Raw genomic sequence first — 16154 nt, forward strand, 5'->3', positions numbered from 1 at the left:
GGATCCACCGGGGAGCGGCGCGTCCACCTCAGCCGGCCTGGGCGGCGGCGCCGATCGCCGCGCAGATCAGGGCCAGGTCGTCCTCCCCGGTGACGTACGGCGGCATCGTGTAGATCAGGTCCCGGAACGGGCGCAGCCAGACCCCGTACGCCGCCGCGGCCTCGGTCGCCGCCGACATCTTCACGTCGTGGTCGAGTTGCACCACGCCGATCGCGCCCAGCACCCGGACGTCGGCCACCCCTGCGGCGCCCCGTAACGGCGCCAGGCCGGCCGAGAGCCCCGCGGAGATCCTCGACACGTCCACCGCCCAGTTTCCGGCCTCCAGCAGCCCGACAGAGGCGTTTGCGACCGCACAGGAAAGCGGGTTCCCCATGAAGGTCGGGCCGTGCGCGAGTACCCCGGTCGCGGAGATGCCCTCGGCGACCCCGGGGGTGCAGAGCGTGGCGGCCAGGCTCAGGTAGCCGCCGGTGAGCGCCTTGCCCAGACACATCACGTCCGGGGTCACCCCCGCGTGCTCCGCCGCGAAGAGCGCGCCGGTCCGGCCGAAGCCGGTGGCGATCTCGTCGAAGATCAGCACGATGTCGTGCTCGGTGCAGACCTCGCGGAGCAGCCGCAGGTACTCCGGGTTGTGGAAGCGCATCCCGCCGGCCCCCTGCACCACCGGCTCGACGATCACCGCGGCGAGTTCGCCGGCATGCCGGTGCAGCGCGTCGGCGAGCGCGGTCGCGTACCCGGGGTCGACCGGGGCGGCGAAACCGGGCGGCGGCTCGGCGGCGAAGACCTGCCGGGGCAGTACGCCGGTCCAGAGCGAGTGCATCCCGCCGACCGGGTCGCAGACGCTCATCGGATGGAAGGTGTCCCCGTGGTAGCCGCCCCGCCAGGTGGCCAGCCGGTGCCGCTGGGGCCGCCCCCGGCCGCGCTGGTACTGCAACGCCATCTTGACCGCCACCTCGACGGAGACCGAGCCGGAGTCGCAGAGGAAGACGTGTTCCAGGCCGGGCGGGGTGATCCCGACCAGGGTGTCGGCCAGCCGGACGGCGGGCTCGTGGGTCAGCCCGCCGAACATCACGTGGCTCATCCGGCCGAGCTGGTCGGTGACGGCGGCGTCCAGCACCGGATGCCGGTACCCGTGGATCGCCGCCCACCACGACGACATGCCGTCGACGAGTTCCCGGCCGTCGGCCAGGCGCAGCCGGACCCCCTCGGCGCTGGAGACCACGAAGGGGTCGGTGCTGGCCGGCATCGGGGCGTACGGGTGCCAGACGTGGGCCCGGTCGGCCGCGACGATCTCCTCCGGGGTCACCGCCGCTCCCCCGGTACCGCTGTGGCGGCCTCCCCGGGGTTCACCGCCGGCTCGCCCGGGCCACCGCGCGGACCAGTCCCGGCCCGCCGTAGACGAACCCGGTGTAGAGCTGCACCAGGCTGGCCCCGGCGTCCAGCAGCGCGGTGCCGTCCGCCGGGTCGAGGATGCCGCCCACCCCGACCACCGGCAGCGCCCCGCCGGTCTCGCGGTGCACGAAGGAGACCACCTCGCGGGTACGCTCGGTCAGCGGCCGCCCGGAGAGCCCGCCCGCCTCGCCGGCCCGGTGCGCGTCGGCGGCGGCGATCCCGTCCCGGCCCAGCGTGGTGTTGGTGGCGATCACCCCGGCGGCGCCCCGGTCCAGGCAGACCGCCAGCAGCTCGGCGATGGCCGGCTCGGTCAGGTCCGGGGCGATCTTGACCAGGACCGGCTTCTCCCCGACCAGCGCGGTCAGCAGCGCGTCGAGGTGCGCCCGGTCCTGGAGCGCCCGCAGGCCCGGGGTGTTCGGCGAGGAGACGTTGACCGCGAAGTAGTCGCCGTACGGCGCCAGCGCCCGGTACGAGGCGAGGTAGTCGGCGACGGCGTCGTCCAGCGGGGTGACCTTGGACTTGCCCAGCGAGATGCCGAGCGGCACCCCCAGCGGTCGGCGCAGCGCGGCCAGCCGGGCGGCCAGCGCCTCGGCACCGGCGTTGTTGAAGCCCATCCGGTTGATCACGGCCGCGCTCTCCGGCAGCCGGAACAGCCTCGGCCGAGGGTTGCCCGGCTGCGGGTGCGCGGTGACCGTACCCACCTCGACGAAGCCGAAGCCGAGCGCGGGCCAGGCCGGCAGCGCGGCGCCGTCCTTGTCCATCCCGGCGGCCAGCCCGACCGGGTTGGGGAAGCTGATCCCGAAGACGGTGCGCGGGGCGGAGACGGCGTACCGGGCCCGCAGCGCGGCCAGCGCGGCCGGGCTGCGGGAGAGTCCGGCCAGCCGGCGCAGGGTCCACTCGTGCGCGGTCTCGGCGTCGCCGCCGCCGAGCCGGAACAGCGCCGGCCGGACGATCCGGCCGAAGACCGCTCCCCCGCCCGCCGTGCCCCGGCCCGGTTCCGTCGTCGTCGCGCTCACTCGCCGGCCCGCAGCGCCGCGTGCAGCTCCTGCAACGGCCGCACCGACATGTCGCCGCGGATCAGCGCCTCGATCCCCATCACCGCCGCCGCCGCGCCGGGCACGGTGGTGATGCACGGGGTGTCCGCGCCGACCGCCGCGCTGCGGATCTCGTACCCGTCGGAGCGCGCGCTCGCCCCGGAACCCTGCGGCGTGTTGATCACCAGGTCCACCTCGCCGGCCGCGATCAGCGAGACCGCGTCCGGCGAGTCGGCGCCCTCCTCGTAGTGCTTGCGGATCAGCGTGCAGGAGATGCCGTGCCGGCGCAGCACCTCACCGGTGCCGGTGGTGGCGACGATCTCGAAGCCGAGGTCGGCGAGGCGCTTGACCGGGAAGATCATGCCGCGCTTGTCCCGGTTGGCCACCGAGACGAAGACCCTGCCCCGGACCGGCAGCGAGCCGTACGCCGCCGCCTGCGACTTGGCGAAGGCGTGCCCGAAGGCGGTGTCGATGCCCATCACCTCGCCGGTGGACTTCATCTCCGGGCCGAGCAGCGAATCGATGCCCTTGCCGGTCGGGGTCCGGAACCGCTTGAACGGCAGCACCGCCTCCTTCACCGCGACCGGAGCGTCGACCGGGGTGGTGGTGCCGTCGCCGGTCGGCGGGAGCAGCCGCTCGGCGCGCAGCTCGGCGATGGTGGCACCGAGCATGATCCGGGCCGCCGCCTTGGCCAGCGGCACCGCCGTCGCCTTGGAGACGAACGGCACCGTCCGGGACGCCCGGGGGTTCGCCTCCAGCACGTAGAGGGTGTCGTCCTTCAGCGCGTACTGCACGTTGAGCAGGCCGCGCACCCCGATGCCCCGGGCGATCTGCACGGTGTAGTGGCGTACCGCCGCCAGGTGCGAGCTGGCCAGCGTGATCGGCGGCAGGGCGCAGGACGAGTCGCCGGAGTGGATCCCGGCCTCCTCGATGTGCTCCATCACCCCGCCGACGTAGACCTCGCCGTCGGCGTCGCAGAGCGCGTCCACGTCGATCTCGATCGCGTCGTCGAGGAAGCGGTCCACCAGTACCGGATGGTCCGGCGAGATGTCGGTGGCCCGGGTGATGTACCCGCGCAGCGTCTCGTCGTCGTAGACGATCTCCATGCCGCGCCCGCCCAGCACGTACGACGGCCGGACCAGCACCGGATAGCCGATCTCGGCGGCGATCGCCTGCGCCTCGGAGAACGAGGTGGCGGTGCCGTGCGCCGGGGAGCGCAGCCCGGCCCGGTCCAGCAGCGCACCGAACGCGCCCCGCTCCTCGGCCAGGTGGATCGACTCCGGGCTGGTGCCGACGATCGGCACCCCGGCGTCCTTGAGCCGCTGCGCCAGACCCAGCGGGGTCTGCCCGCCGAGCTGCACGACCACGCCGACCACGCCCGGCCCGCCGGCCGCCTTGCCGGAGCTGTCCTCGGAGTGCCAGACCTCCAGCACGTCCTCGAAGGTCAGCGGCTCGAAGTAGAGCCGGTCGGCGGTGTCGTAGTCGGTGGAGACGGTCTCCGGGTTGCAGTTGACCATCACGGTCTCGTAGCCGACCGTCCGCAGGGCCATCACGGCGTGCACACAGGAGTAGTCGAACTCGATGCCCTGGCCGATCCGGTTCGGTCCGGAGCCGAGGATCAGCACCTTCGGCCGGTCCGAGGCGGTCACCTCGGTCTCTTCCTCGTAACTGCTGTAGTGGTACGGAGTACCGGCGGCGAACTCGGCGGCGCAGGTGTCCACGGTCTTGTAGACCGGGCGTACCCCGAGCCGGTGCCGGAGCGTGCGTACCCCGTCCTCGGCGGCCAGCTCCGGGCGGAGCGCCGCGAGCTGCCGGTCCGAGATGCCGGCCCGCTTGGCCCGGCGCAACAGCTCCTCGTCGAGTACGGCGGCGGCGACGATCTCGGCGCGCAGCTCGACCAGCCCGGCGATCTGGTCCAGGAACCAGGGGTCCATTCCGCCGGACGCCTCCGACACCTGCGCCACCGAGGCGCCGAGCCGCAGCGCCCGCTCGACGGTGTAGAGCCGCCCGTCGTGCGGGGTGCCCAGCGCGGCGAGGGTGTTCTCGCACGTGGCGCCCGCCGGGTCCGGCACGGTCCAGAAGCCGCCCTCCTTCGTCTCCATCGAGCGCATCGCCTTGTTCAGCGCCTCGGGGAAGTTCCGGCCGAGGCTCATCGCCTCACCGACCGACTTCATCGTGGTGGTGAGTTCCTTGTCGGCGGCCGGGAACTTCTCGAAGGCGAACCGGGGGATCTTCACCACCACGTAGTCGAGGGTCGGCTCGAAGGCGGCGGGAGTCTTCAGGGTGATGTCGTTCGGGATCTCGTCCAGGGTGTAGCCGACGGCCAGCTTCGCGGCGATCTTGGCGATCGGGAAGCCGGTCGCCTTGGAGGCGAGCGCCGACGAGCGGGAGACCCGGGGGTTCATCTCGATCACGACCAGCCGGCCGTCGCGCGGGTTGACCGCAAACTGGATGTTGCAGCCGCCGGTGTCCACCCCGACCTCGCGGAGCACCGCGATGCCGAGGTCACGCAGCCGCTGGTACTCCCGGTCGGTCAGGGTCATCGCCGGTGCGACGGTGACGCTGTCCCCGGTGTGCACCCCCATTGGGTCGACGTTCTCGATCGAGCAGACCACCACGACGTTGTCGTGCCGGTCCCGCATCAGTTCGAGTTCGTACTCCTTCCAGCCGAGCACGCTCTCCTCGATGAGTACCTCGTGCACCGGGCTGGCGGCGAGCCCCGCCCCGGCGATCCGCTCCAGGTCCTCGTCGGTGTGCGCCATCCCGGAGCCGAGCCCGCCCATCGTGAACGACGGCCGGATCACCACCGGCAGGCCGAGGTCGCCGACGGTGGCCCGGACCTCGTCCATGGAGTGGCAGACCCGGCTGCGCGGAGTCTCGCCGCCGGCCTTGGCGACGATCTCCTTGAAGAGCTGCCGGTCCTCGCCGCGCCGGATCGCGTCGATGTCGGCGCCGATCAGCTCGACACCGTACTTGGCGAGTACCCCGGACTCGTGCAGCGCGACCGCGGTGTTCAGCGCGGTCTGGCCGCCCAGGGTGGGCAGCAGCGCGTCGGGGCGCTCCTTGGCGATCACCAGCTCGACGAACTCCGGGGTGATCGGCTCGACGTAGGTGGCGTCGGCGAACTCCGGGTCGGTCATGATGGTCGCCGGGTTGGAGTTGACCAGGCTGACCCGCAGCCCCTCGGCGCGCAGCACCCGGCAGGCCTGGGTACCGGAGTAGTCGAACTCGCAGGCCTGGCCGATCACGATCGGCCCGGAGCCGATCACCAGTACGTGCTTGAGGTCTGTCCGCCTGGGCATCAGGAGCCCTTCTTCTCGATCAACTCGGCGAAGCGGTCGAAGAGGTAGTCCGCGTCGTGCGGGCCGGCCGCCGCCTCCGGGTGGTACTGCACGGTGAACGCGGGCACGTCCCTGGCCCGCAGCCCCTCGACCACGTTGTCGTTCAGGCAGACATGGCTCACCTCGACCCCGCCGAAGTCGGTGTCGATCACCTGGTTCAGCGGCGCGTCGACCGCGAACCCGTGGTTGTGGCTGGTCACCTCCACCTTGCCGGTGGACTGGTCCAGCACCGGCTGGTTGATGCCCCGGTGCCCGTACCCCAGTTTGTAGGTGCCGAAGCCGAGCGCCCGGCCGAGGATCTGGCTGCCGAAGCAGATCCCGAAGAGCGGAACCTGCCGGCGCATCACCTCGCGGGCCAGCCCGGCCGGATGGTCGGCGGTGGCCGGGTCGCCCGGGCCGGGCGAGAAGAAGACCGCGTCGGCGCCGGTGGCCAGCAGGTCGTCGATGCTCGACGAGGCTGGCAGGACGTGCGTGGTGACCCCGCGCGCGGCGAGCCGGCGCGGCACGTTCCGCTTGATCCCCAGGTCGAGCGCGGCCACCGTGAACCGGTGCTCCCCCTCGGCCTGCACCACGTACGGCCGGGGCGTGGTCACCTCGGCGGAGAGGTCGGCCCCCTCCATCCGGGGTGCCTCGCGGACCCGGGCCAGCAGCTCGTTCGGGTCCTCGGTCAGGCTCGACACCCCGACCCGCATCGCACCGCGCTCCCGCAGGTGCCGGGTGAGCGCCCGGGTGTCCACCCCGGCGATCCCGACCACGCCCTCGGTGGCGAGCCGGTCCTCCAGGGCGCCGGTGGCCCGCCAGTTCGAGCCGATCCGGGCCGGGTCCCGGACGACGTACCCGGCCACCCAGATCCGGCCCGACTCGTCGTCCTCGGGGTTCACCCCGGTGTTGCCGATGTGCGGCGCGGTCTGCACCACCACCTGGCGGTGGTACGACGGGTCGGTCAGGGTCTCCTGGTAGCCGGTCATCCCGGTGTTGAAGACCGCCTCGCCGAAGGTCTCCCCCACGCTGCCGTACGCCTCGCCCCGGAAGGAGCGGCCGTCCTCCAGGACCAGGATCGCCGGTCGACGCCGACTCATCACCGCACCGCCTTTCCGTCCAGCACCGTCGGCTCGCCGCGCAGGAAGGTCGCGACGATCCGGCCGGGCAGGGTGAGCCCGGCGTACGGGGTGTTGCGGCTGCGGCTGGCCTGCTCGCCCGGGTCGATGGTGCGACGGGCCGCCGGATCCACCAGGGTCAGGTTGGCCGGTACCCCGGGTGCCGGGTCGCGGCCGTGCTCGACCAGCCCGGCGATCCGGGCCGGGGTCCGGGACATCCGCTCGGCGATCAGGTCCCACCGTTCGCCGAGTACGTCGAGCAGCACCGAGAGCGCCGTCTCCAGCCCGAGCATGCCCGGCCGGGCGTACGCCCACTCGCACTCCTTGTCCTCTAGGGCGTGCGGGGCGTGGTCGGTGGCGACGATGTCGACGATCCCCTCGACCAGCGCCTCGCGCAGCGCGGTGACGTCGGCGGCGGTCCGCAGCGGCGGGTTCACCTTGAACACCGGGTCGTAGCTGGTGGCCCGTTCGTCGGTGAGCAGCAGATGGTGCGGGGTCACCTCGGCGGTGACCCGTACCCCGCGCTTCTTGGCGTGCCGGAGCACCTCGACGCTGCCGGCGGTGGAGAGGTGGCAGACGTGCAGCCGGCTGCCGACGTGCTCGGCCAGCAGCACGTCCCGGGCGATGATCGCCTCCTCGGCGACGGCCGGCCAACCGGTCAGGCCGAGCCGGGTCGAGACCTCGCCCTCGTGCATCTGGGCGCCCTCGGTCAGCCGGGGCTCCTCGGCGTGCTGCGCGATGACCCCGTCGAACGCCTTGACGTACTCCAGGGCCCGGCGCATCAGCCGGGGGTCGGCGACGCAGTGCCCGTCGTCGGAGAAGATCCGCACCCGGGCGGCGGACTCGGCCATCGCGCCCAGCTCGGCCAGGTGCTCGCCGGCCAGCCCGACGGTGACGGCGCCGATCGGCTGCACGTCGACCAGCCCGGCCTCGCGGCCGAGCCGCCAGACCTGCTCGACCACCCCGGCGGTGTCGGCGACCGGCGAGGTGTTCGCCATCGCGCAGACGGCGGTGTAGCCCCCCAGCGCCGCCGCCCGCGAGCCGGACTCGACCGTCTCGGCGTCCTCCCGGCCCGGTTCCCGCAGGTGCGTGTGCAGGTCGACCAGGCCGGGCAGCGCGACCAGCCCGTCGCCGTCGACCACCCGCGCCCCCCGGGCGGCCAGGCCCCGGCCCACTTCCGCGACCACGCCGCCGGTGAGCAGCAGATCGGTCGGCTCGGCGCCGACCACCCGCACTCCCCGGATCAGGTACGCGGCGCCCGGGTCACCTCCGGCCGTCAACTCGGTCTTCACTTCATTCCCCCCAGCAGCAGGTACAGGACGGCCATCCGGACGGAGACGCCGTTGGCGACCTGTTCGACGATCGTGGAGCGGGGCGAGTCGGCCACCTCGGGCGCGATCTCCATCCCGCGGTTCATCGGACCCGGGTGCATCACGATGGCGTGGTCCGGCAGTCGGGCCATCCGGGGCCCGTCGAGCCCGTACCGCCGGGCGTACTCCCGGGCGGACGGGAAGAAGGAGTCGGCCATCCGCTCCCGCTGCACCCGCAGCATCATCACCACGTCCGAGGTGGGCAGCACCGCGTCGAGGTCGTACGACACCTCGGTGCCGGGCGCGAGCGCCGTGCCGATGTCGACCGGGATCAGCGTCGGCGGGCCGACCAGGGTCACCTTGGCGCCGAGGGTGGCCAGCAGCAGCACGTTGGAGCGGGCGACCCGGCTGTGCAGCACGTCCCCGACGACCGCGACGGAGAGCCCGGCGATCCGCCCCAGTCGGGACCGCATCGTGTACGCGTCGAGCAGCGCCTGGGTCGGGTGCTCGTGGGTGCCGTCCCCGGCGTTGAGTACCGAGCCGTCGACCCAGTTGGCGAGCCGGTGCGGCGCACCGGAGGCGGGGTGCCGGATCACCACCGCGTCGGCGCCCATCGCCTGGAGGGTCAGCGCGGTGTCCTTCAGGCTCTCGCCCTTGGAGACGCTGGAGCCCTTGGCGGAAAAGTTGATCACGTCGGCGGAGAGCCGCTTCGCCGCCGCCTCGAAGGAGATCCGGGTCCGGGTGGAGTCCTCGTAGAAGAGGTTGACCACGGTACGGCCGCGCAGCGCGGGCAGCTTCTTCACCTCGCGGCCGGCCACCGTCGCCATCTCGGCGGCGGTGTCCAGGATCAACGTCGCGGTCGCCGCGTCGAGATCCGCACCGGAAAGTAGGTGTTTGAGCACTATGCCGCCCCTCCGATCAGCTTGACCTCGTCGGCGCCGTCGGTCTCCGCGAGTGTCACCTTGACGCTCTCGGCGAGCGCCGTCGGGATGTTCTTCCCCACGTAGTCGGCCCGGATCGGCAACTCCCGGTGGCCCCGGTCGACCAGCACGGCGAGCTGTACCGAACTCGGCCGGCCGAGTTCGGTGAGCGCGTCCAGGGCGGCCCGGACGGTCCGGCCGGAGAAGAGGACGTCGTCGACCAGGATCACCCGCTTGCCGTCGATTCCCTCCGGGGGAACCTGGGTCGGCCCGATCGCGCGTACCGCGTGTCGACGGAGATCGTCACGGTAGAGAGTGATATCCAGCACACCCACCGGTACGTCGATGTCCTCGAAGGCGCTGATCCGGGCGGCCAGCCGGCGGGCCAGCGGAGCGCCCCGGGTGGGGATACCGAGCAGTACGGTATCGGCCGCGCCCTGGGTCTTCTCCAGGATCTGGTGTGCGATTCGGTCCACCACCCGGGCCAGTTCGGCACTGGTCAGGATGACCTTCACGGACGGTGGTGGGACCGGCTGCGGCTGAGCAGCCTGCGGGTACGCCACGGCGGACCCCCTTCCCCGCCTCACGGGACGGGTCGTTAAAGGACGTCGGATTCCGGCGCTTGCCTGAGCAGGCCCGAGCCGGGGCTCTAGCCACGTTACCACTGGCCACAGGGCCGGCTCCGGCGGGCCGCTGACCGTCGGGTCAGCGAGTCGAAACCGCCCGGCTGAACACGATCTTTGTAATAGGTAGGTAACTAGCACTTGACCACGTGTCGTAATCCCCGTACCGTCACGCTCCGTAGCGATCGCTGGGGAGATCCCCGACCAGCACTGGGAGTGCCGAATGCCCTCTGAATACGCCAAGTCGTTGGGCGCGCGCCTGCGCTCTATCCGTCAGCAGCAGGGACTGTCCCTGCAGGGGGTGGAGGAGAAGTCAAACGGGCGGTGGAAAGCCGTCGTGGTCGGCTCGTACGAGCGGGGCGACCGGGCGGTGACGGTCTCCCGTCTCGCCGAACTCGCGGACTTCTACCGGGTGCCCGTCTCGGAGCTGCTGCCGGACGGCAGTGGCGTCCGTCACGAGCCGACGAACAAGATCGTGCTCGACCTCGAGCGGCTGTACGACGAGGCCTCCGAGGACCTGGCCTACGTCGCCCGCTATGCCCGAGCCATCCAGCAGCAGCGCGGTGACTACAACGGACGGGTGCTGTCGATTCGCGCGGACGACCTGCGGGCGCTCGCGATCGTCTACGACTCGTCCCCCTCCGGGCTGATCGAGCGGCTCACCGAGCACGGCGTGCTCGTCGCCGACCCCCGGGCGCTCTTCGCGTCCTGATCCCCCCGACTCGCGGGGTCCGTGCCCAGTGGGCGCGGGCCCCGCGAGCCGTTTCTGCCCTCGGATTCCCGGTTCCGGTCTTCGCCCGGTAACGGCGCCGGACGCCGGCTCCTCGGCCGGTCCCGACGACCTGGGGCGGCGGACCGGGCGGGTCGATCGCCGCAGCGCGGCGGACCGGGCGGGTCGATCGCCGCAGCGCGGCGGACCGGGCGGGTCGATCGCCGCAGCGCGGCGGACCGGGCGGGTCGATCGCCGCAGCGCGGCGGACCGGGCGGGTCGATCGCCGCAACGCGGCGCCGCAGCGCGGCGGACCGGGCGGGTCGATCGCCGCAACGCGGCGCCGCAGCGCGGCGGACCGGGCGGGTCGATCGTCGCGGCGCGGCGGCCGACCAGGACATACCTGTTAACCAGACTGTCGAGCTGCCCCGCCTGCGCTCCCGAGGAGGAAGACCTACCGAGGAGGAAGACCTACCGAGCGGCGGTCGGGAGCCGCTTCCGACAGCACCCCCGCCACCCGGGTCCGGTCACAATCCGCATCGCCGCCGCCCGCCCGGACCCGACTCTCCCGGACGAGATCGCCCACCGAGGCGACCGTCGGCTCCGGTGGGCGCACAAACGGGGCAGCTCTACAGTCCCGCTCGCAGACAATGCCCGGGAGGCCGGCAACCGGCACCGCGACGGGGCCGGCCGCCAGGCGAAGGTACGGGTGATGCGCTGCGCTCAGCGCGTCGCCGCTCAGCGCATCGCCGCTCAGCGCGTCGCGTACTCGGCGATCCGGCCCAGGAGACCGTTGAGGAACCGGGGCGAGTCGTCGGTCGACATCTGCCGGGCCAGCTCGACCGCCTCGCTGATCGCCACCGCGTCGTCGATCTCGTCGACGTAGAGCAGCTCGTAGATGGCGATCCGGGCGAGGTTGCGGTCGACGACCGGCATCCGGTCCAGCGTCCAGCCCTCGGCGTAGCTGTCGATCAGCTCGTCGATCCGGGCCTGGTACTCCGCCACGCCCTCGATCAGGCCGATCGCGTAGTCCAGGTGCTCCGGGCGCGGCTGTTCCAGCCGTTGGAGATAGCCGGCCAGCACCTCGGCGACGGGCTGGGTCCGCACGTCCGCCTCGTAGAGGACGTCAAGGGCCCGCTTGCGCGCCTTGCGGCGAGCGGGCATCTGCTGCTTGGGGCCCTCCGCCATCAGGCTCGGCCGAGATAGCGGCCGTCGCGGGTGTCGACCTTGATCTTCTCGCCGGTGGTGATGAAGAGCGGCACCTGGACGGTGGCACCGGTCTCGACCGTCGCCGGCTTGTTGCCACCGGTGGACCGGTCACCCTGTAGACCGGGCTCGGTGTAGGTGATCTCCAGCACCACGCTGGTCGGCAGCTCGACGTAGAGCGGCACACCCTCGTGGGTGGCGACGATCGCCTCCGCCTCGGGCAGCAGATAGTTGGCCGCCTCGCCGACCGTCCCGCCGGGCACCGGAATCTGGTCGTACGTCTCCAGATCCATGAAGACGTAGTCCTCGCCGTCGGCGTACAGGTATTGCATGGTGCGCTTGTCGACGGTGGCCGTGTCGACCTTGGTACCCGCGTTGAACGTCTTGTCGACCACCTTGCCGGAGAGCACGTTCTTCAGCGTGGTGCGCACGAAGGCACCACCCTTGCCGGGCTTGACGTGCTGGAACTCCACGACGGCCCAGAGTTCGCCGTCGAGGTTGAGAACCAGACCATTCTTCAGGTCGTTGGTGGTGGCCATTTCCTGCCTTGATCTTTAATTCGAGCGGACAGACCCGGCAAGTCTACTAGGGGCGTCCAGTTCAGCCGTTGGAGCGGTCCCGCAGCGCGGCCAGGTGCAGCAGGGCGAGCCGGTAGCCGTCGACACCGAGGCCGCAGATCACCCCGGTCGCCACCGCCGAGACCACCGAGTGGTGCCGGAACTCCTCCCGGGCGTGGATGTTGGAGATGTGCACCTCGACCAGCGGGCCACGCAGCATCGCGCAGGCGTCCCGGACCGCATAGGAGTAGTGCGACCAGGCGGCCGGGTTGAGCACCACCGCCGCCTCCTCGTCGGCCGCCTGGTGCAGCCAGCCGAGCAACTCCGACTCGGCGTCGGTCTGCCGGACCCGCACCTCCAGCCCCAGCTCCCGGCCGGTCGCCTCGCAGCTCGCCACCAGGTCGGCGTAGCTGGTGGCGCCGTACACCTCGGGCTGCCGGATGCCGAGCCGGCCCAGGTTGGGCCCGTTGAGCACGTAGACCCTCATCCGGCCACCTCGGCGTACGCGTCGCGCAGCAGCTCGTCGTCCGGACCGTCCAGGATGCCGGGCTCGGCCAGCCCGTCCAGCACCACGAAGCGCAACCGGTTGCCCCGGGCCTTCTTGTCCACCCGCATCGCGGCCAGCAGCTCCGGCCAGGCGTCCGCCCGATAGCTCGTCGGCAGCCCGAGCGTGGTCAGTACGGTCCGGTGCCGGGCCGCCGTCGGCTCGTCGAGCCGCCCGGCCCGCCAGGCCAGCCCGGCGGCGAAGACCTGGCCGACGGAGATCGCGTGCCCGTGCCGCCAGCGGTAGCCCTCGACCTTCTCGATCGCGTGCCCGAGGGTGTGGCCGTAGTTGAGGATCTCCCGCCGGCCCGCCTCGCGCAGGTCGCCGGAGACCACCTCCGCCTTGACCCGGACCGCCCGCTCGACCAGCTCGCGGACCACCTGCCCGGTCGGGTCCGTCGCGGCGGTCGGGTCGGACTCGATCAGTTCGAGGATGGCCGGGTCGGCGATGAAGCCGCACTTCACCACCTCGGCCAACCCGGCCGTCAGGTCGACCGCCGGCAGCGAGTCCAGCATCGCGAGGTCGCAGAGCACCCCGACCGGCGGGTGGAAGGCACCGACCAGGTTCTTGCCGGCGGCCGTGTTGACGCCGGTCTTGCCGCCCACCGCCGCGTCGACCATACCGAGCAGCGAGGTCGAGACCGGCACCCAGCGCACCCCGCGCAGCCAGCAGGCGGCGACGAAGCCGGCCAGGTCGGTGACGGCGCCGCCGCCGACCCCGACCACCGCGTCGGTACGCGTGAAGCCCGCCGCGCCCAGCCGCGCCCAGCAGGCGGCGGCGACCTCGATGTCCTTGCCCGCCTCGGCGTCCGGCACCGGCACGGTCAGCGGGTCGGTCCCGGCGGCCCGGAGCCGCTCGGCCAGCTCGTCGGCCTGCGCCTTCAGCGGCGGGGCGTGCAGCACGGCGACGCGCTGGGCACCGTCCAGCAGGGGCGGCAGCGCGGCCAGCAGGTCCCGGCCGACGAGTACGTCGTACGGCCGCTCGCCGCCGACCGGGATTCGGGTCAGCTCGTCCATCGGGCTAGAGCCTAGAGGATCGGGTCCGCCGCCAGTGGTGGCCGGCGAGCCGCGTACCCGGCGAGCGTGCCGGCGTAGCCGGTGACGGCGGTACGCAGCTCGTCCGGGCGGAGCACGGTGAACGGCCAGCCCAGCCCGGCGAGGAGCTGGGCCATCCCGGTCAGGTCCTCGGCCCGGGCCCGCAACAGGATGCCGTCGGCGGTGGCGGTCAGCTCGGCGGCGCTGGGCGGCACCCGTCGCCGGGCCTGTTCCAGGTCGGTCTCCAGCAGCACCTCGACCTCCCAGCGGTACGGCACCTCGGCCAGCGACCGGGTGACGTGCCCGACCGGATCGAAGCCCTCCGGCACCGTGAATGTCCCGGTCCCGGTGGCGGTGGCGGTGGCGGTGGCGGTGGCGACCGAGGCGATCCGGTCGAGCCGGAAGGTGCGGATCTCGTCGCGCCGGTGGTCGTGGCCGGTGACGTACCAGCGACCGGCGTGGAAGACCAGGCCGTACGGGTCGAGGTCGCGTACCGACGCCTCGCCGCGCCAGGAGCGGTAGTCGATGGTGACCCGGTGCCGGGAGCGGGTCGCCGCGCCGAGCGCGAGCAGGGTGGCGGTGGCCGGGCGGGGCGAGGCGGCCGGCCGTCGGAGGCTGAACCCGAGGCTGCGGGTCAGCCCGTCGAGCCGGTCGGCGAGCGGTTCGGGCAGCACCCGGCGGATCTTCGCCTCGGCTAGCCCGGTGGCGGGTGCGGCGGTGCCGAGGCCGAGCTGTTCGGCGGCGACCAGTCCGAGCAGTACGGCCACCGCCTCGTCGTCGGTGAGCATCAGCGGCGGCAGCCGGTAGCCGGGCTGGAGCCGGTAGCCGCCGTATCTCCCCCGGGCGGCGGTCACCGGGATGCCGAGTTCGACCAGGGTGTCGGCGTAGCGCCGGACGGTCCGCTCGTCGACGCCGAGCCGGGCGGCCAGCTCGGCACCGGTCAGCCGGTGCGAACCCTGCAACAGCTCCAGCATCCCGAGCACCCGGGCGGCGGGATGTGGCACGGGTCACCCTCCTAATCCGGGCGGAAGTCGCCCGGATTCCACCGTACCGTCGTCACCGGATCGTCCGACAGAAGGAGCAGACAGATGGCCACGTACGTCCTCGTCCCCGGTTTCTGGCTCGGCGCCTGGGCCTGGCGGGAGGTGACCGAGGGGCTGCGCGCGGCCGGGCACCGGGCGTACCCGATGACCCTGACCGGGTTGGCCGACCGGGCCCACCTGGCCGGCCCCGACGTGGGTCTGGAAACGCACACCGCCGACATCGTCGGGCTGGTCGAGGCGGAGCAGCTGCACGACGTCGTACTCGTCGGGCACTCCGGCGGCGGGATGCCGGTCCAGCAGGCGGCGGACCGGCTCCCCGACCGGATCGCCCGGGTGGTCTACCTCGACAGTGGACCGCTGCCGGAGGGTACGGCGCAGTTCGACACCAACCCGCCGGAGGAGCAGGCGCGGCTCCGGGCGCTGATCGGCGACGGACACCTGCTGCCGCCGCCGGAGTGGGACCCGGCCACCGACCCGAACCTGGCCGGGCTGGACGACGCGGCCCTGGACCTGCTCCGCCGCCGCGCCACCGCCGAGCCGCTGCGCGCCGCCACCGACCCGGTGACGTTGCCGCACGGCGGCACGGTGCCGGCGGCGCTGATCGCCTGCACGTTCCCGGTGGAGACGGTCCGGCAGATGGTCGCGCAGGGGCACCCGTTCTTCGCCGGGCTGGTCGGCGCCGACCTCTACGGCCTGCCGACCGGGCACTGGCCGATGTTCAGCGAGCCGAAGCGCCTGACTGAGCTGCTGGACCGGATCGGCCGGCCCGGTCAGCGTTCCGCACCGGCACGGTCGGCCGAACTCTGACATGGAGGCCCGTAGCCCCACCTGTCACCGACACGCGCCGACAGTGTGAGCCACTACACAGTATTGCGGTCAGCGAGGTCGCCGTTTCGCTCCGTATGGTGAAGATTCATATCTATCGACGTTCGGGGGAATCTATGAACAAGCTCCGAGGATCGAGTTGGGCAAGGCGCGGGGGCGTCATCGCTCTGGCATCGGCTGCCATGCTGGCGATCGCAAGCACCCCTTCCTACGCCGCCGTGTCATTGTCGACAACCGGGGCGGCCGGTCGCGCTGTCTACGCCGGCGACAACATCCACCGCCTCTACGCCAAGGATCCGTTGACCGACGGCCACTGCGCCCAGTGGCAGGTACGCCTCCCAGGCGGCCAGTGGCAATGGAGTGGCGACCGGGCATGTAGCTCCAGCGAGGAATACGTGTCGGCGACATCCTCGGGCAATCAAATCCGAATCTGTCGTACCGGCGTCGGCAACTGCTCCGCTGCCTACCAACTGCGCCCGGGCGCGTAATCCAGATTGGCCCGTCCGCGGCATCCAGCCTCGG

At 72.4% G+C, this 16154-nt stretch carries 14 protein-coding genes; 2 read left to right on the forward strand and 12 right to left on the reverse strand.

What is annotated here, in order from left to right; genetic code table 11:
- Window positions 1–28: 28 nt before the first annotated feature.
- Genes C6W10_RS32050 through pyrR form a run of 7 tightly spaced genes read right to left on the reverse strand, consistent with a single transcriptional unit; the run spans window position 29 to window position 9654 of the window.
- Entirely contained in the window at window positions 29–1303 is a 1275-nt protein-coding gene (locus C6W10_RS32050) for an adenosylmethionine--8-amino-7-oxononanoate transaminase (RefSeq protein WP_107262806.1), read from the reverse strand.
- A gap of 40 nt (window positions 1304–1343) precedes the next feature.
- Entirely contained in the window at window positions 1344–2405 is a 1062-nt protein-coding gene (locus C6W10_RS32055; RefSeq protein WP_107262807.1) for a quinone-dependent dihydroorotate dehydrogenase, read from the reverse strand.
- A complete protein-coding gene (gene carB, locus C6W10_RS32060) occupies window positions 2402–5725 on the reverse strand; it encodes a carbamoyl-phosphate synthase large subunit (RefSeq protein ID WP_107262808.1) in 3324 nt (1107 codons plus the stop codon). The genes C6W10_RS32055 and carB overlap by 4 nt, the downstream gene beginning before the upstream one ends.
- Window positions 5725–6843, reverse strand: coding sequence for a glutamine-hydrolyzing carbamoyl-phosphate synthase small subunit (gene carA, locus C6W10_RS32065; protein WP_107262809.1), 1119 nt, complete (start codon window positions 6841–6843; stop codon window positions 5725–5727). The genes carB and carA overlap by 1 nt, the downstream gene beginning before the upstream one ends.
- The gene (locus C6W10_RS32070) at window positions 6843–8153 is read right to left on the reverse strand and encodes a dihydroorotase (RefSeq protein WP_234361499.1); all 1311 of its coding nucleotides are present in this window, start codon (window positions 8151–8153) and stop codon (window positions 6843–6845) included. The genes carA and C6W10_RS32070 overlap by 1 nt, the downstream gene beginning before the upstream one ends.
- The gene (locus tag C6W10_RS32075; protein WP_107262810.1) at window positions 8150–9073 is read right to left on the reverse strand and encodes an aspartate carbamoyltransferase catalytic subunit; all 924 of its coding nucleotides are present in this window, start codon (window positions 9071–9073) and stop codon (window positions 8150–8152) included. The genes C6W10_RS32070 and C6W10_RS32075 overlap by 4 nt, the downstream gene beginning before the upstream one ends.
- The gene (gene pyrR, locus C6W10_RS32080) at window positions 9073–9654 is read right to left on the reverse strand and encodes a bifunctional pyr operon transcriptional regulator/uracil phosphoribosyltransferase PyrR (protein WP_107262811.1); all 582 of its coding nucleotides are present in this window, start codon (window positions 9652–9654) and stop codon (window positions 9073–9075) included. The genes C6W10_RS32075 and pyrR overlap by 1 nt, the downstream gene beginning before the upstream one ends.
- 283 nt (window positions 9655–9937) lie before the next feature.
- Here pyrR and C6W10_RS32085 point away from each other — a divergent pair, with 283 nt between their 5' ends.
- Window positions 9938–10426 (forward strand): transcriptional regulator, encoded by a 489-nt coding sequence (locus C6W10_RS32085; RefSeq protein ID WP_101366736.1) that lies wholly within the window; start codon window positions 9938–9940, stop codon window positions 10424–10426.
- A 750-nt stretch (window positions 10427–11176) separates the two neighbouring features.
- Here C6W10_RS32085 and nusB read toward each other — a convergent pair.
- The 5 genes from nusB to C6W10_RS32110 all read right to left on the reverse strand — a co-directional run bounded on the left by nusB (window position 11177) and on the right by C6W10_RS32110 (window position 14768).
- Window positions 11177–11587: a transcription antitermination factor NusB gene (gene nusB, locus C6W10_RS32090; protein WP_199854103.1), complete on the reverse strand. Its 411-nt coding sequence runs from the start codon at window positions 11585–11587 to the stop codon at window positions 11177–11179.
- Window positions 11588–11610: 23 nt separating this feature from the next.
- Window positions 11611–12168 (reverse strand): elongation factor P, encoded by a 558-nt coding sequence (gene efp, locus C6W10_RS32095; RefSeq protein ID WP_107262813.1) that lies wholly within the window; start codon window positions 12166–12168, stop codon window positions 11611–11613.
- 61 nt (window positions 12169–12229) lie between these two features.
- Window positions 12230–12673, reverse strand: coding sequence for a type II 3-dehydroquinate dehydratase (aroQ, locus tag C6W10_RS32100; RefSeq protein WP_107262814.1), 444 nt, complete (start codon window positions 12671–12673; stop codon window positions 12230–12232).
- Entirely contained in the window at window positions 12670–13746 is a 1077-nt protein-coding gene (gene aroB / locus C6W10_RS32105) for a 3-dehydroquinate synthase (protein ID WP_107262815.1), read from the reverse strand. Before aroB ends, aroQ begins: the two co-directional genes overlap by 4 nt.
- A gap of 11 nt (window positions 13747–13757) precedes the next feature.
- The gene (locus C6W10_RS32110; protein ID WP_107262816.1) at window positions 13758–14768 is read right to left on the reverse strand and encodes a YafY family protein; all 1011 of its coding nucleotides are present in this window, start codon (window positions 14766–14768) and stop codon (window positions 13758–13760) included.
- An 84-nt stretch (window positions 14769–14852) separates the two neighbouring features.
- On the opposite strand from C6W10_RS32110, the gene C6W10_RS32115 reads away from it, so the two are divergent.
- Entirely contained in the window at window positions 14853–15614 is a 762-nt protein-coding gene (locus C6W10_RS32115) for an alpha/beta fold hydrolase (protein ID WP_107262817.1), read from the forward strand.
- The last annotated feature ends 540 nt before the right edge of the window (window positions 15615–16154 follow it).

The sequence above is a fragment of the Plantactinospora sp. BB1 genome (genome assembly GCF_003030385.1).
Classification (GTDB): domain Bacteria; phylum Actinomycetota; class Actinomycetes; order Mycobacteriales; family Micromonosporaceae; genus Plantactinospora.

Coding starts and splice junctions, on each gene's coding strand:
- carB (WP_107262808.1), bottom strand. CDS start 5,725: ATGCCCAGGCGGACAGACCTCAAGCACGTACTGGTGATCGGCTCCGGG.
- carA (WP_107262809.1), bottom strand. CDS start 6,843: ATGAGTCGGCGTCGACCGGCGATCCTGGTCCTGGAGGACGGCCGCTCC.
- C6W10_RS32085 (WP_101366736.1), top strand. CDS start 9,938: ATGCCCTCTGAATACGCCAAGTCGTTGGGCGCGCGCCTGCGCTCTATC.
- nusB (WP_199854103.1), bottom strand. CDS start 11,587: ATGCCCGCTCGCCGCAAGGCGCGCAAGCGGGCCCTTGACGTCCTCTAC.
- efp (WP_107262813.1), bottom strand. CDS start 12,168: ATGGCCACCACCAACGACCTGAAGAATGGTCTGGTTCTCAACCTCGAC.
- aroQ (WP_107262814.1), bottom strand. CDS start 12,673: ATGAGGGTCTACGTGCTCAACGGGCCCAACCTGGGCCGGCTCGGCATC.
- aroB (WP_107262815.1), bottom strand. CDS start 13,746: ATGGACGAGCTGACCCGAATCCCGGTCGGCGGCGAGCGGCCGTACGAC.
- C6W10_RS32115 (WP_107262817.1), top strand. CDS start 14,853: ATGGCCACGTACGTCCTCGTCCCCGGTTTCTGGCTCGGCGCCTGGGCC.